We start from the raw sequence: 14,176 nt of genomic DNA, 5'->3' as shown, positions 1-14,176 counted from the left end.
ATCTCCTCGGCAAGTCCGGACGGGACGCCCGGCCTCGAATGTCCGGCCCGGTTATAGGGGACCGCTAGGGCCCTTACAACGCAAGCTTCCTGGCCGGACGAGCTATGCGCCGGGGCATAATTGTCAATGCAAACATTGGTTAACCCGGGCCGCGCCGACGATATGTCACATAGGAGAAGTCGGCACTGTCGTCCGGGCCTGCCGGATTTCGCACGCGCGCCACCTCGTCCCACAGCTGCGCATCGATTTTGTCGAACCGCGTGTCGCCGTCCGGCCGGGCATGGACCTCGGTGATCTCAAGGCGATCGGCGGTGCCCATCCATTGCGCGTAGATTTCCGCGCCACCGATGATTGCAATCTCAGTGGCGAAACGCCGCAGCGCGTCACCAAGCGCAATGGCGCGGGCGCTGTCAAACGACGTCGTGACGATGGCGCCGCGCGCGCGGTAGTTGGGATCGCGCGTTACCACGATGTTGGTGCGGCCCGGCAGCGGCCTGCGCAGGGATTCGAAGGTCTTGCGCCCCATCACGACGGGCTTGTTGAGCGTGATCGCTTTGAAACGCTGCTGGTCGGATTTCAGCCGCCACGGAATGGCGTTGTCGCTCCCGATCACGCCGTTCTCGGCGACCGCTACGACGAGCACGATCTCCATCAGAGCGTCCCTTCCGCGAGCGTCGACAGCGCCTCGCCGGAGACGCGGCAAATCGTCCATTCGTCCATCATCTCGGCGCCGAGCGACTTGTAGAATGCAATCGACGGCGCGTTCCAGTCGAGCACCGCCCATTGCAGGCGCGACCAGCCATTGGCGAGGCATTGCTTCGCCAGATGCCCGAGCAGCGCCTTGCCGATGCCCTTGCCGCGCAGCGCCGGACGCACGAAGAGGTCTTCGAGATAGATGCCGTGACGGCCGGCGAAGGTCGAGAAGTTGACGAACCAGACCGCGAAGCCGGCAGGCTCGCCGTTCCATTCCGCGATGTCGCAATAGAGCCGTGGGTTGGCGCCGAACAGCGCCTCGGCGATATCGGCCTCGCTGGCGTGAACCTCATGCAGAAGCTTTTCGTATTCGGCGAGTTCGCGGACCAGCGAGAACACCAGTCCGGCCTCATCGGGCCGCGCGCGGCGGATCGTCAGCGACATTCAATCCCTCGGACCGCAACTCATACCGCCACCTCGGCCTTGATGTGCGGATGCGGGTCGTAACCTTCGAGTTTGAAGTCCTCGTAGCGGAACGCGAAGATATCCTTTACGTCCGGATTGATCGCCATCGTCGGCAACGGCCGCGTCGGCCGCGTCAACTGGAGGCGCGCCTGCTCGAGATGGTTGGAGTAGAGGTGCGCGTCGCCGAGCGAGTGCACGAAATCGCCGGGCTTCAGCCCGGTCACCTGCGCGACCATCATGGTGAGTAGTGCATAGGAAGCGATGTTGAAGGGCACGCCCAGGAAGACGTCGCCCGAGCGCTGATAGAGCTGACAGGACAATTTGCCGTTCGCGACATAGAACTGGAACAGGCAATGGCACGGCGGCAGCGCCATCTTGTCGACCTCGGCCGGATTCCAGGCGCTGACGATCAGCCGCCGCGAATCCGGATTGCGCTTGATCATCTCGACCACGCCAGCGATCTGGTCGATGCTACGGCCATCCGGCGCGGGCCACGACCGCCATTGCGAGCCGTACACCGGACCGAGGTCGCCGTTGGCGTCGGCCCATTCGTCCCAGATCGTGACGCCGTTGTCGTTGAGATATTTGATGTTGGTGTCGCCGGCGAGGAACCAGAGCAGCTCGTGCACGATCGCCTTCAGCGGCAGCCGCTTGGTGGTCAGCATCGGGAAGCCGGCCGCGAGGTTGAAACGCATCTGATGACCGAAGATCGACAGCGTCCCGGTGCCGGTGCGGTCGTGCTTCTCGGCACCGTCGGCGAGGATGCGTTCGAGCAGGTCGTGATACTGGTTCATGGCGTCTGTTTCGGGCTTTCGAGAGAACGACCAATGTAGCGGCCAAGGCCGCCGGTCGGCACGCTGATTCGGCTGAACGTACCGATTATACCCTGAAAAGTGAGCACTCCGCGCCAAACGACAAGGGGCGGAACTCGTGTCCCGCCCCTGCCCTATCTGCCTGATTGTACTGGATTAAGTTGCCGGCTTGAGCACCGGCGTCCACTTCGCGATCTCGTTCTTGACGAGCGTCGCGAGCGCCTCCGGCGTACGGTTGGCGGGCGCCGGGATCACGCTGCCGAGGTCGAGCAGGCGCTTGCGGACGTTCTCATCGTCAAGCGCCTTGATGGCCGCGGCATTCAACGTGGCGATGATGGCGGGCGAAGTTCCCTTCGGCGCGAAAATCGCATTCCAGGCCTGGGCCTGGAACGCCGGCAAGCCGGCTTCCGTCGTGGTCGGCACATTGGGCAGCGACGGGTTGCGCTCGGGGGTGGCGACCGCATAGGCCTTGATGGTGCCGGCGTTGATCTGCGGCACCGCGTTGACGATCTGGTCGCACATGTAGTCGACCTGGCCGGCGACCAGCGCATTCATGGCCGGGCCGGTGCCGTTGAAGGGCACGCCGACCGGTTTGACGCCGAGGATCGAGTTCAGGAGCTCGCAGGAGGCGTGCGAGACCGAGCCGATGCCGGCATGCGCGGCGTTGACCTTCTCGGCATTGGCCTTCACGTAGGCGACGAATTCCTTGAGATCCTTCGGCGGGAAGTCCTTGCGGGCAAGGATCAGGATCGGCGTGCCGGCGAGCAGCGCGACGGGCTCGAAATCCTTTTCCGGGTGGTAGGCAAGCTTCGGATAGAGCGGCACGGAGGCGGCGTGCGTGCCCATATGCCCTGTAATCAACGTATAGCCGTCATTGGCGGCGCGTGCGGCGCGCGTCGTCGCGGTGGTGCCGCCGGCGCCGACCACGTTCTCGATCACGATGCTCTGTCCCAGCGTCTGCGCCATGTGCGCGGTCACGATGCGCGAGATGACATCGGTCGGGCCGCCGGCTGCGAACGGCACGATCATGGTGATGGTGCGGGTCGGATAGTTTTGCGCGGGCGCCGGCACGGTGAAAGCGCCGAGCGCTACAAATGCCGAAAGGCATGCGCCCGCAAGCGAGCGAATGGACATCATCTCAATTCCTCCCGGAACGTTTGACCAATAAAAATGCCGGCCAAATCGGCCGGCATTTTCATTTCACGGGACGACATCGAGTGTCGATTCGACTTCCGCCTGCGGCGCGCCGACGCAGGGCCGGCGGCTCGCTCAGCCCTCGGACTCCACGAACACTTCGTCGCGCTTGGCACGCAACGTCGGCAGCACGGCAAGCACCAGGAGACCCGCCGCGATCGCCAGCAGCACCGCCGACAGCGGCCGCGAGACGAACACGCTCCAGTCGCCGCGCGAGATCAACAGCGCGCGACGCAGGTTCTCCTCCATCAGCGGGCCCAGCACCATGCCGAGCAGCAGCGGCGCCGGCTCGAAATCGTGCTTGATCAGCCAATAGCCGACGAGGCCAAACACGCCGGCGAGCACGACGTCGACCGGCGCGTTGTTCACCGAATAGATGCCGATCGCGCAGAACACCACGATCGAAGGGAACATCAGCCGGTACGGCACGCGCAGCAGACGGACCCAAATGCCCACCAGCGGCAGGTTGATGATGATCAGCATCAGATTGCCGATCCACATCGAGGCGATCATGCCCCAGACCAGATCGGGCTGCTTCTGCATCACCTGCGGGCCCGGCACGATACCATGAATGGTCATCGCACCGACCATCAGCGCCATCACCGCGTTCGGCGGGATGCCGAGCGTGAGCAGCGGGATGAACGAAGTCTGCGCCGCGGCGTTGTTGGCGCTTTCCGGCGCCGCCACGCCCTCGATCGCGCCGCGGCCGAACCGCTTCGGATCCTTCGCCAGCTTCTTCTCCAGCGTATAGGCCGCGAACGAGGCGATCACGGCGCCGCCGCCCGGCAGGATGCCGAGGATCGAGCCAAGCACGGTGCCGCGCAGGATCGCCGGCGTTGAATCCGCGATGTCCTTCCTGGTCGGCATCAGGCCGGTGATCTTCTGCTGCACCAGGTTGCGGTTCATCTCGGCGCCGTGGTCGAGGTTGCGGATGATCTCCGCGAAGCCGAACACACCCATCGCCACGGTGGCAAAGCCGAGACCGTCGGCGAGTTCGGGGATGTTGAAGGCCATGCGCGAGGCGCCGGTCTCGATGTCGGAGCCGACCATCGACAGCAACAGGCCGAACACGATCATCGCGATCGCCTTCAGCACCGAGCCCTTGGCGAGCACGACCGCGAAGATCAGGCCGAGCACCATCAGCGAGAAATATTCAGCCGGACCGAACGCCAGCGCGAGCTTGGTCAGCGGCGCGCCGAGCACGGCGATCAGCACGGTCGCGACGCAGCCAGCGAAGAACGAGCCGATCGCGGCGATCGCCAGAGCCGGACCGGCGCGGCCCTGCTTGGCCATCTGGTGGCCGTCGAGCGCGGTGACGACGGAGGTCGCCTCGCCCGGAATATTGACCAGGATCGAGGTGGTCGAGCCGCCATATTGCGCGCCGTAATAGATGCCGGCGAGCATGATCAGCGCACCGACCGGCGGCAGGCCGAAGGTGATCGGCAGCAGCATGGCGACGGTGGCGATGGTGCCGATGCCCGGCAGCACGCCGACCAGCGTGCCGACCAGTGCGCCGATCAGGCACATCAGAAGGTTGATCGGCGAGAATGCGACCGCGAAACCGTGGGCGAGATTGGCAAACAGTTCCATCAGGCCCTCACTGGATCAGGAAACGCGGGAACATCGGCATCGGAAGTCCCAGCACATAGGGGAAAAGCAGCGCGCAGCCGAGGGTCAGACAGGCGCCGACAATGATGGCCTCGACCAATTTCGTCTCCTGCGAGCCCATCGCCGCGATCATGAAGGCGGCAAAGGCGGAGACCACAAGCCCGAGTGGCCGGATCGCCAATGCGAAGAACACGATTGCGGCGGATACGAACAACGGGCCGCGCCAGGAATAGGCCGCGATATGCGGGCCATTCTGCAGAACTCCCATCAGCGCGACACCACCGCCGAGCAACAGCAGCAGCACTGCGAACATGCGCGGCGCGGTTCCGGCGCCGAACGAAAATCCGTGCATGCCCTGCAAATCGCTCGAGGCCCACAAGGCAAACAGCGCAACCGCCATCATGGCGAGCCCGCCGACAAAATCCTGCGGACCGCGCACCCATTTCGGCAAGATCGATTTGACCGGCGCCTCGCTCGGCGTATCGCTCATGACTTCGCTTCCCCCGTCAGGGCTGTCCCGCCCGTTTTGATTGAATGGCTTGGTTTGTGGTGCGTTGACCGAGAGCCTTGCTAGCGATTTTCGTCAGATAACGCCAGCGAAACCCAAGAGGCCTCCGGCCAGCAACATCCACAAAGGGTTGATCCGCGTCGCAAAAGCAAGCGCGGCCGCGACAATGGTGATCAGGACCGCGATCCAACTTTGGTCTGAGGTCTGCGCCACGATCAGGCCGGAGGCCGCCATCAGACCGATCGACAGCGGAACCAGTGCCGCCTGGATCATCGCCGGCCAGCGCGCCTCGCGCGAGCGATCGAGGAAACGGCTCACACAATAGGCAAGCAGCGCGGTCGGTCCGCACATCGCCACCGTCGCGGCCAACGCCCCGGCGACGCCTGCGACAGAATAGCCTATCAAGGTCACGATCAGCACGTTCGGCCCCGGCGAGAGCTGCGAGATCGCGAATACGTCGGCGAACTGCTTGTCGGTCAGCCAGTGATGCACGTCGACGGCGGCACGGTGCATTTCGGGAATCGCCGAATTGGCGCCGCCGACCGCAAACAGCGACATCAGGCCGAAGGTCCAGACCAGCGCCGCGATCGGGTTGGACTCCGAGCTCATGCCCGCACCATGCGGCGCGCCAGGACCGTCGTCGCAATGCTGAGCGGGATCGCCACCAGCAGCACGATCTGGAGCGGCCAGCGGATCAGTCCGATCGCGACGAAAACAGCAGCCAGAATGACGAGGCCCGTGACATCGCGCCGCTTCAGGAGCGGCATCATCATCTTGAAGACGACGGCGAACAGCAGCCCGACCGCGGCGCAGGCGACGCCGGCGAGCGTCCGGCGCAGCACGTCGATGTCGCCGTAGCGGGCATAGAGCGCGGCAAGGATGGTCGCGATCACCATCGGCGGCCCGACCAGCCCGGCGAAGGCCGCGAGCCCGCCGGCTATGCCGCGAAAGCGCGAGCCGAATACGACCGACAGGTTGACGATGTTCGGACCTGGCAGGAAATGGCACAGCGCGAAGGTCTCGTTGAACTCCTCCGCGGTCATCCAGCGGTGCTGCTCGACGATCGCGCGCCGGGCCCAGACCAGAACCCCGCCAAAGCCGGCCAGCGACATCTTGGCAAAGGCCAGGAACAGCTCGAGCAGGCCGGGCTGGTGGGGCGGCGATGGTGCGGAGGCATCCGGTGCCGGGGCGGCAACCGGCGGAGAATCCGGGGGCATGGACGAAACCTAGAACGGCGCCGGGACAGCGCCAAGACCCTGGCCAACCCCAAATCGGCGGGTTTTTACAGCCGAAAGGGCCTGAATCGGCTCTGTTTTTCTAAGACTTTGCCGCTATATTGGGGGTGCCGGTTCGCCGGCTATGGAAATAAATGACCGTCGCAATAAACCATTCGGACCCGGGGGCGGTACCCGGCGCCTCCACCAAAATCCATCCGTCGCGGTGGCTTTCGGCGGGGGCGAAATAGGATCGACGAGGGCGTAAAGGGCGTGTTTTTTCTCGGTATGGTTCCGCCGACATCGGGCCAATGCAATAGTTGCCAACGACAACTTTGCTCCGGTTGCTCAGGCTGCGTAACGCAGTTTGAAAGACCATCTTAAAGTCCTAGCGGGTTAAGCTCCGCTAGGCGGGGTTCGGAGGCACCTGGCAACAGAAGCCTCCACTTTATCCCTTGTTTCCCAATCGGGCGTCCGCGCGCATTTCAGCGGCCAGCCCTGCTGATTTCCGGCGCCCGGCGGGGTAGCATGGCAAAAGGGCGAGTCGGACGGTCCGGCGCCGCCCCGGCGGGCATTTTCGAAGCGACAGGATCACCATGGCGACCGATCACATCCGATATGACGTGCTGGCGCGCGATGCGCTGCGCGGGGTGCTGCGCCGGGTGTTGTCCGACGCCGCCGAACATGGCCTGCCAGGTGAGCACCATTTCTACATCACCTTCCTGTCGCACGGCGACGGCGTGAAGCTGTCGCCCCGGCTGCTCGCGCAGTATCCGGAGGAGATGACCATCATCCTGCAGCACCAGTTCTGGGATCTGGTGGTGACCGAGGATCGCTTCGAGGTCGGCCTGTCGTTCGGCGGGATTCCCGAGCGGCTGACCGTGCCGTTCGCCGCGGTGACGCGCTTCCTCGATCCGTCCGCGCCGTTCGATTTGCGCTTCGATGTCTCGGACGCACTGTCCGAAGAAGCCCCTCCCGCCACCGCACCGGCCTCTCCCCTGCCCGCCCCTGCGGCCCACGCAGCGGCCGAGACCGAGAGCGCCGAGACCGAGCAGGAGCCCGCGAAGCCCAGCGAAGGCGCCGAGGTCGTGCGGCTGGACCGCTTCCGCAAGAAATAATCTAAGCGCAGATCACGCCTCGACCTTGTAGGATGCTTGCCGGGATCGGGATGACAAATCGTCATCGCGGCCTACCTTCTGCATGAACGTGCCCTTCACGCGGACGCTGTCGCGTTGCCGCGCCGGGCCACGTTTTGATGACGCAACGGCAAGCATCCACGGAAAGCATGATGGCTCGATCGACGATCCCCTCCAAGGCAAAGACCCGCAGCGAGACCGACAGCTTCGGTCCGATCGACGTTCCCGCCGACCGCTACTGGGGCGCGCAGACCGAACGCTCGCGACAGAATTTCAAGATCGGCCACGACCGCATGCCGATCGCGATCGTCCATGCACTCGGCATCGTGAAGCTTGCGGCCGCGGAGACCAATCGCGAGCTCGGCCAGCTCGATGCGCGCCGCGCCGGCGCCATCATCCGCGCAGCGAAGGAAGTGATCGAAGGCAAGCTCGACGACAATTTCCCGCTGGTGGTCTGGCAGACCGGCTCGGGCACGCAGAGCAACATGAACGTGAACGAGGTGATCGCCAACCGCGCCAACCAGATGCTCGGCGGCGAGCTTGGTACCAAGAAGCCGATCCATCCGAACGATCACGTCAACATGAGTCAGTCGTCGAACGACTCGTTTCCGACCGCGATGCATATCGCCGCAGCGAGTCGCATCGTCGCCGATCTGATTCCAGCACTCACCGAACTGCTTCGCGCGTTGCGCAAGAAGGAGAAGGCGTTTGCCAAGATCGTCAAGATCGGGCGCACCCACACCCAGGATGCGACGCCGCTGACGCTCGGCCAGGAATTCTCCGGCTACGCCGCGCAGGTCGAGAGCGGCATCGCGCGGCTGCGCGTCGCGGTGAAGGATCTGTTTCCGCTCGCGCAGGGCGGCACCGCCGTCGGCACCGGCCTCAACTCGAAGCCGCGATTTGCGAAAACCTTCGCGCGCCACGTCGCCAAGATCACCAAGCTGCCGTTCACCAGCGCGGCCAACAAGTTCGAGGCGCTGGCTTCCAACGACGCCTATGTGCTGGTGCACGGCGCGATCAACTCGGTGGCGACCGGCCTGTTCAAGATCGCCAACGATATCCGCTTGCTCGGCTCGGGCCCGCGCTCGGGCCTCGGCGAGTTGATCCTGCCCGAGAACGAGCCGGGCTCGTCGATCATGCCGGGCAAGGTCAATCCGACCCAGTGCGAAGCCATGACCATGGTCTGCTGCCAGGTGTTCGGCAATCAGACCACGATCACCGTCGCCGGCAGCCAGGGCCATTTCGAGTTGAACGTGTACAAGCCTGTGTTGGCATACTGTATGATAAATTCCATTCAGTTGCTGTCTGACGTTGTCCGCTCATTTACCGAGCATTGCGTTGTCGGAATACGCGCCGACGAAAAGCGCATCAACGAACTGATGCAGCGCTCGCTGATGCTGGTCACCGCACTCGCACCGAAGATCGGTTACGACAACGCAGCCAAGGTCGCCAAGTCGGCGCATGCGCGCGGAACGACGCTGAAGGAAGAGGCTTTGCGGCTCGGATTTGTTTCCGCGGATGAATTTGATCGCCTCGTGCAGCCGGACAAAATGACACACCCGGGCTAAAGCGAGGCGCGCATTGTCCGGATAATTACGGTCAGCGCGCGTGATATAATTATGGATCATAACGCCTAAAGACTAAGGCGCGTTACCTATGAGCTCTGCGCTGGCGCATGGTACAGACGTCTAGTTTTCGCAGAGCGAAACGGATTCTTTGATGCTATCAGAGCATCAAACGGGGATTCGGGATGGATATCGAGCCGGGCGCGTAGCGCAATTGCTCTTGCTTTCGTCACGATGCATCACCAATTCCGCTCTGGGGACGATGAGGACGACGAGCATGGGCGACGTGGTCAACTTGAAACGATTCAAGAAGCGCGGTGAGCGCGAACAAGCAGCGAAGCAGGCCGAAGCCAATCGTGCGCTATTCGGTCGCACCAAATCCGAACGAGCGCGTGACGAATTCCTCGGCGAGCGCAACGCGCGTGTGCTCGATCAGCACCGCATCGAAAATGGAGACGCATCATGAAGTCTCCCGTCGTCAAGCGCTCGATTGTCGTCGCCGGACACAAGACCAGCGTCAGCCTCGAAGAAGCCTTCTGGAATGGCATGAAGGAGATTTCCGGTCTGCGGAACATGACGCTGTCGGAGTTGGTCGGCGAGATCGACAACAACCGTCAGCAGGGCAATTTGTCCTCCGCGATCCGGCTGTTCGTGCTCGACTACTTCCGCTCGCGCGCCACGCCGGCGGTGCCCACGGATGTCAGGCCGCAACAGGTTGACACGCGTCAGCAGGCCTGACGGCCCTCTCCGACCGTCGCCACCAGTAGACGGTCGTTCCGCTGCGCGGGCTTAGCATGAAGGTCAATCGGATCGTCGCGAACGTTGCCGCACCGGACACAGCGGCAGCGAAGTCGTTTTATCGCGACGTGCTTGGCCTCGAGCCACTGATGGATTTCGGTTGGGTTGCGACTTATGGCTCATCCGAAACAATGCAGGCTCAAATCAGCTTCGCTTCCGAAGGTGGCTCCGGCACGCCGGTGCCTGATCTCTCCATTGAGGTTGACGATCTCGACGAGGCCCTGCGCCGAATGAAGGCAGCCTGCATCGCGATCGAATACGGACCGGCGGACGAGCCGTGGGGCGTGCGGCGCTTCTTCGTCCGCGATCCCTTCGGCAAGCTGATCAATATTCTCCAGCACCGATCATGAGCCAGCGCTTCGTTTGACGCGCTGTCTTGACGCGAACCGGTGCCCACTTCGCTTGAAAGCGCGTTTAGTTCTGCATCGCCGGCCGCTGCGGTGGATTGGCGACCTGCGGCGTCAGCGACAGCGGGGGCCGCAGCGGCTTTGGCCTGGCCGCGCCGGGCGCCGGCTTGACCTCGATCGGCGGCGGCAGCGGCGCCAGCTGCGGCTGGCTCGCAAGCGATGCGGGCGGCGCAATGGCGGGCGCGGTGGCGGCCGGCGGGACAGTCGGCGGCCGCGGCGCAACGATCTTCGGCTTCGCCGGCACGCGGCGCGGATCAGGACCAGGCCCCGGCAAGTTGGCGGAAGGCATGCCTGCCGAATTCGGGTTGGATGCATCCGGCGCCGGCTCGGCCGGATGCGGAAGCGCCGTTTGGGTCGGCGGCGGCGCCGGTTCGCCGCGCTCGATGGCGTCGAGCCGCTTGGTCTCCCGGTCGATCGCGCGCACCGCAAGCCACGACGACAGCGCCGCAATGTCGATGCTACGCGACAATCCGTCGGGCGTGCCCACGGCAAGCAACTGGATTTCCGGTCGGCTGTTGGCCGTGCCGACCTGCGTCGATGCCAGGGCGGCGCGGATGTCGGCCTGGTCGGCCGGAATGTCGTAGCCGCCGGATACGGTCGCATTGGCACCGTTCGCCGCGAGCGTGGTGGCGCCGACCCGGAGGCGGCCGTCGCGGATGTTGAAGGGGATTTGCGCCGAAGCAATCGACAGCGCGCCGCTCGCGAGCACCGGTTCGACGATCTGCCGCAGCCGCGTGTCGTCGGTCGCCTGCCCGGAATCGCTGGCGCGGATCGCAACCTCGAAGGCGCGCGGATCGAGGCCCGGAAGGCTCAGCCCCTCCAGCGTCACGGTGCCGCTGCCGGACAGCGCGCCGGTCAACGCCGAGGCACTGCGGCCCTGCGTCAACAGCGTCATCTGCATCGAGGCGCGTCCCTTGGGCATCGCGAGACTGCGGTAGTGCAAGGCTGAACTGTCGATGCCGGACAGCTGCACATTGGCGCTGAGCGCAAGTCCGTTGGCGCCCTGTCGCGCATCGATGGTGGCGGTCGCCTCGCCACCGCCGATCTTGCCCTTGATGCCGTCGAAGGTCAGCGATTGCCCGTCCGACCTGATGGTGCCGCTGACCGGCTGCAGCTCGGCGCCCCCCGGCAGCAGACCGTGCAGCGCTTCGAACGTGACCTTGCCGCGCCAGGCGCTTGTGAGGCCCTGGCCGAGCGGCTCCGTCGCATCGTGACCGGCCGCGCCGATCGCGGCCGCGAAAATCGGCGCCAGCGTGATCTGATCGAGACCGACTTCGCCGTCGACGCTTTTCTGATCGGCGAGCGTCAGCGCCAGATGACCGCGCAGCCGTGAACCGGCGATGATGCTGTCCAGATCGTCGAAGGTCAGCCTGTCGCCCGCGAGCGTGAGCTTCGACGACAGGCGGATGTTTGCAACCGGATCGGCTGGCTTCAGACTGAGCAGCGGACTGATGTCGGCGCTGCGGACGCGGAGGCTGATGCTCGATTTGCCCGCGTTGGCCCCGTCCTTGGTCCAAGGCTCCGCGGTCCCTTCGGCATCCGCGTCGAGCCCTGCGCCCCAGAGCCTTGCCTTCAGCCGCAACGGCGCGCCCCACGCGCCGATCGCCGTGCCCTCGAATTGCGTCGAACCGGCACCGGCTGCGACCGCATGGTCAAGCCCAAGCAGCGCCAGCAAAGCGTTGCCATCGCCGGCCGAGAATTTCGTCTCCGCTGCAACCTCGTTGCGGCGAAGTGCATCGAAATCCAGCGCACGGATCGCGGCCACCTGTGGCGTCACCGAAATCACCGTATTGCCCTTGAGCTGCGGCGTGTCGAGATCGAGCGTCGCGCGCGCGCTGACGCGGTCGGTAGCCTTGCCCTTGCCGAGGTCGAGCGCGAGCCTGGCGCGAACCGGGCCGGCATCCGCGCGGAGCACGCCAAGCCGCGCCGCCAGCGCCGGCGCGAACGGTTGAACCACAACGGTCAGCCGGCCAAGCGACGCGGCGGTCGCGTCGACCGCGAGCTTGCCGGTCGAATTGGCGCGGTCGAAATTGCCGCTGCCGTCCAGCGTGACATTGTCGGGCTGGCCGATCTTGACGCGCTCGAGCACGATGTTCTTCGGGCTATAGGCGATCTTCGCCAGCAGCGGCCGCAATTCCTGCCCGGAAGAGACCGCGCGCCCGACGTCGAGCGACAGCTGCGCCTCGTCGGGCCATTCGCCTTGCGGACCGGCCAGTGAGCGGATCAATGCCGCGGTCGCGTCGAGATCGAGCCGATCCGCCTTCAACTGCGCCTCGACCTTCGAGCCGCTGGTTGCCTCGCGGTACGTAACCGCGACGCGGCCCTCGAGCGTGCCGCTTTCGATCTCCGCCTTCATCGCATCGATCGAAAAGCCCGATGGTGACACCATGACGTCGCCACGCAAACGCAGCGGCCTCTGGCTGCGATAGGTGGCGTCGCCGCGCCCCTGCAGCCAGGTCATCAGCGCGTCGGGATCGGACGATTCGATGTTGAGCGCGGTCTTGAAGCTGTTCGCCGCTCCAGCTTGCGCGCTGGCACCGCTCATCGAGACCCGCGTGGATCCCGGCGCGCGAAATTCCAGCCGGCGCACCGTCCATGATTTCGCATCCGATCGCAGCTCCGCCGAGATGTCCTGCAATGGACGGCCGCCGAGCATGATCTGCTCGGATGCCAGCTCCACCTGCGCCGGTATCGGGCTTTGCGGAAGACCCGACAACACCGCGCGCATCGCCGGCAGCACGCGGACCGGCTCGACATTGCCATTGCTGCTATCCTTGGCGGCGAACTTGTCGCCGTCGAGCTGCCGCGCCGTAAGCGAGGCGCGCAGCAGCGGCGACGCACCGAAACGCAGATCGCCATTGCCGGCGAGCTTCAGCGCACGATCCTCGGCGCCATAGCTCACGTCGATCTGGTCGAGCCGCGCCGCCGAATAATCCGATTTCACCTTGGCCGCGATCCGCCATGGCGGCGCATCGCCGCCGCGCTGACCGGGCGCACCCGCCAGCGTCAGCGTGCCCTCGAACCGCGGCGCGCGGGCCTCGAATGTCAGGATGCCGTCGAGATCGGCCGACACCGGCCGCTGCCCGGGATCGATGCTGAAGTGCAGGCGAGTGCCGCTGCCATCGGCGCTCTGCCCCGAGGAGACCCGAAACGGGTAGCGGTTGCCGTCGAACATGAAATTGCCGTCACCCCGGATCGCGCCGGCAAGCGAGCGGACGTCGCCACTGAAGGCAATGTCGTTGAGCTCGAGCGTGCTGCGGCTCGCTGCATCATGCAGCGCGATGCGGCCGGTCAGGTTGAGCCGGTCGATCGCCAGCGAAGCGAGGTTGAAGCTCCCGCTCGACGGCGACCAGTCGATCCGCCCTTTCGGGTCCAGACCGAGATCGAGCGACACGCCGTTGATGGTGAGCTCGTTCGCGCGCCACTCGCCGCGCATCAGCGAGCTCAGGCTGAGTTCGACGTCGAGATTGGCAGCCCGAATCTTGCGGAGGTCGTTGGCGCCGCCGACGGTGACCGTCTTCAACCGCAGCGAGGGTGCCGGCAGCAGCCGCGCGTCGAGATTGCCGGCGACGCGAATCGGCACGCCGATGATCTTGGACGCCTCCGCCTCGAACTGCGGCCGGAACTGGTTCCAGTCAACGAAATATGGACCGACCAGCGCCGCGACCAGTGCAAGAATGAAGGCAATTGCCAGGCCGAGCAGCGTCGTCTGCACGGTGTCTCCCTTTGAGCCAGCTCCGGGGCAGCCTCCTCATGCTGAACCCTTTGCCAACCTC

General features: G+C 64.9%; 14 protein-coding genes and 1 other RNA gene. 6 read left to right on the top strand and 9 right to left on the bottom strand.

Annotation, left to right across the window (positions count from 1 at the left end; translation table 11 throughout):
* Window positions 1-139: 139 nt before the first annotated feature.
* The 8 genes from J2R80_RS18735 to J2R80_RS18700 all read right to left on the bottom strand — a co-directional run bounded on the left by J2R80_RS18735 (window position 140) and on the right by J2R80_RS18700 (window position 6,497).
* Window positions 140-652, bottom strand: a complete 513-nt coding sequence (locus J2R80_RS18735; protein WP_168857170.1) for a dihydrofolate reductase — start codon at window positions 650-652, stop codon at window positions 140-142.
* Window positions 652-1,137 (bottom strand): GNAT family N-acetyltransferase, encoded by a 486-nt coding sequence (locus J2R80_RS18730; RefSeq protein WP_253639100.1) that lies wholly within the window; start codon window positions 1,135-1,137, stop codon window positions 652-654. Before J2R80_RS18730 ends, J2R80_RS18735 begins: the two co-directional genes overlap by 1 nt.
* 20 nt (window positions 1,138-1,157) lie before the next feature.
* Window positions 1,158-1,952 (bottom strand): thymidylate synthase, encoded by a 795-nt coding sequence (locus tag J2R80_RS18725; RefSeq protein ID WP_028332488.1) that lies wholly within the window; start codon window positions 1,950-1,952, stop codon window positions 1,158-1,160.
* Between the two features lie 174 nt (window positions 1,953-2,126).
* Window positions 2,127-3,107: a tripartite tricarboxylate transporter substrate binding protein BugD gene (locus tag J2R80_RS18720; RefSeq protein ID WP_253639099.1), complete on the bottom strand. Its 981-nt coding sequence runs from the start codon at window positions 3,105-3,107 to the stop codon at window positions 2,127-2,129.
* Window positions 3,108-3,239: 132 nt separating this feature from the next.
* Window positions 3,240-4,754: a tripartite tricarboxylate transporter permease gene (locus tag J2R80_RS18715; RefSeq protein ID WP_018272999.1), complete on the bottom strand. Its 1,515-nt coding sequence runs from the start codon at window positions 4,752-4,754 to the stop codon at window positions 3,240-3,242.
* Window positions 4,755-4,761: 7 nt separating this feature from the next.
* On the bottom strand, window positions 4,762-5,262 hold the full coding sequence (locus J2R80_RS18710) for a tripartite tricarboxylate transporter TctB family protein (RefSeq protein ID WP_057015038.1): 501 nt from the start codon (window positions 5,260-5,262) through the stop codon (window positions 4,762-4,764).
* Window positions 5,263-5,355: 93 nt separating this feature from the next.
* Complete coding sequence (locus tag J2R80_RS18705) at window positions 5,356-5,889, bottom strand: chromate transporter (RefSeq protein WP_253639098.1); 534 nt, start codon at window positions 5,887-5,889, stop codon at window positions 5,356-5,358.
* Window positions 5,886-6,497: a chromate transporter gene (locus tag J2R80_RS18700; RefSeq protein WP_057015036.1), complete on the bottom strand. Its 612-nt coding sequence runs from the start codon at window positions 6,495-6,497 to the stop codon at window positions 5,886-5,888. Before J2R80_RS18700 ends, J2R80_RS18705 begins: the two co-directional genes overlap by 4 nt.
* Before the next feature lie 88 nt (window positions 6,498-6,585).
* Between J2R80_RS18700 and ssrA the strand changes: the two genes are divergently transcribed.
* The 6 genes from ssrA to J2R80_RS18670 all read left to right on the top strand — a co-directional run bounded on the left by ssrA (window position 6,586) and on the right by J2R80_RS18670 (window position 10,343).
* Window positions 6,586-6,942, top strand: a transfer-messenger RNA (tmRNA) gene (gene ssrA, locus J2R80_RS18695).
* A gap of 148 nt (window positions 6,943-7,090) precedes the next feature.
* The gene (locus J2R80_RS18690; RefSeq protein WP_057015035.1) at window positions 7,091-7,612 is read left to right on the top strand and encodes an SspB family protein; all 522 of its coding nucleotides are present in this window, start codon (window positions 7,091-7,093) and stop codon (window positions 7,610-7,612) included.
* 167 nt (window positions 7,613-7,779) lie between these two features.
* Window positions 7,780-9,198, top strand: a complete 1,419-nt coding sequence (gene fumC / locus J2R80_RS18685) for a class II fumarate hydratase (protein ID WP_194295303.1) — start codon at window positions 7,780-7,782, stop codon at window positions 9,196-9,198.
* 274 nt (window positions 9,199-9,472) lie between these two features.
* A complete protein-coding gene (locus tag J2R80_RS18680) occupies window positions 9,473-9,661 on the top strand; it encodes a DUF4169 family protein (protein WP_016841076.1) in 189 nt (62 codons plus the stop codon).
* On the top strand, window positions 9,658-9,933 hold the full coding sequence (locus tag J2R80_RS18675) for a ribbon-helix-helix domain-containing protein (RefSeq protein WP_024580116.1): 276 nt from the start codon (window positions 9,658-9,660) through the stop codon (window positions 9,931-9,933). Before J2R80_RS18680 ends, J2R80_RS18675 begins: the two co-directional genes overlap by 4 nt.
* Window positions 9,934-9,989: 56 nt before the next feature.
* A complete protein-coding gene (locus J2R80_RS18670; RefSeq protein WP_076824248.1) occupies window positions 9,990-10,343 on the top strand; it encodes a VOC family protein in 354 nt (117 codons plus the stop codon).
* Window positions 10,344-10,407: 64 nt separating this feature from the next.
* Here the strand turns inward: J2R80_RS18670 and J2R80_RS18665 are convergent, their stop codons facing one another.
* Window positions 10,408-14,115 carry an AsmA-like C-terminal region-containing protein gene (locus J2R80_RS18665; RefSeq protein ID WP_253639097.1) on the bottom strand — a complete coding sequence of 1,236 codons (3,708 nt, stop codon included), beginning with the start codon at window positions 14,113-14,115 and terminating at the stop codon, window positions 10,408-10,410.
* Between the last annotated feature and the right edge of the window lie 61 nt (window positions 14,116-14,176).

The organism is Bradyrhizobium sp. USDA 4541 (assembly GCF_024171085.1).
GTDB classification, from domain to species: domain Bacteria; phylum Pseudomonadota; class Alphaproteobacteria; order Rhizobiales; family Xanthobacteraceae; genus Bradyrhizobium; species Bradyrhizobium australafricanum.
This window is presented reverse-complemented; position numbering and strand designations above follow the sequence as displayed.

Bases quoted from the DNA above. Each gene is read 5' to 3' on its own strand.
- J2R80_RS18735 (WP_168857170.1), bottom strand. From the start codon at position 652: ATGGAGATCGTGCTCGTCGTAGCGGTCGCCGAGAACGGCGTGATCGGG.
- J2R80_RS18730 (WP_253639100.1), bottom strand. From the start codon at position 1,137: ATGTCGCTGACGATCCGCCGCGCGCGGCCCGATGAGGCCGGACTGGTG.
- J2R80_RS18725 (WP_028332488.1), bottom strand. From the start codon at position 1,952: ATGAACCAGTATCACGACCTGCTCGAACGCATCCTCGCCGACGGTGCC.
- J2R80_RS18720 (WP_253639099.1), bottom strand. From the start codon at position 3,107: ATGATGTCCATTCGCTCGCTTGCGGGCGCATGCCTTTCGGCATTTGTA.
- J2R80_RS18715 (WP_018272999.1), bottom strand. From the start codon at position 4,754: ATGGAACTGTTTGCCAATCTCGCCCACGGTTTCGCGGTCGCATTCTCG.
- J2R80_RS18710 (WP_057015038.1), bottom strand. From the start codon at position 5,262: ATGAGCGATACGCCGAGCGAGGCGCCGGTCAAATCGATCTTGCCGAAA.
- J2R80_RS18705 (WP_253639098.1), bottom strand. From the start codon at position 5,889: ATGAGCTCGGAGTCCAACCCGATCGCGGCGCTGGTCTGGACCTTCGGC.
- J2R80_RS18700 (WP_057015036.1), bottom strand. From the start codon at position 6,497: ATGCCCCCGGATTCTCCGCCGGTTGCCGCCCCGGCACCGGATGCCTCC.
- J2R80_RS18690 (WP_057015035.1), top strand. From the start codon at position 7,091: ATGGCGACCGATCACATCCGATATGACGTGCTGGCGCGCGATGCGCTG.
- fumC (WP_194295303.1), top strand. From the start codon at position 7,780: ATGATGGCTCGATCGACGATCCCCTCCAAGGCAAAGACCCGCAGCGAG.
- J2R80_RS18680 (WP_016841076.1), top strand. From the start codon at position 9,473: ATGGGCGACGTGGTCAACTTGAAACGATTCAAGAAGCGCGGTGAGCGC.
- J2R80_RS18675 (WP_024580116.1), top strand. From the start codon at position 9,658: ATGAAGTCTCCCGTCGTCAAGCGCTCGATTGTCGTCGCCGGACACAAG.
- J2R80_RS18670 (WP_076824248.1), top strand. From the start codon at position 9,990: ATGAAGGTCAATCGGATCGTCGCGAACGTTGCCGCACCGGACACAGCG.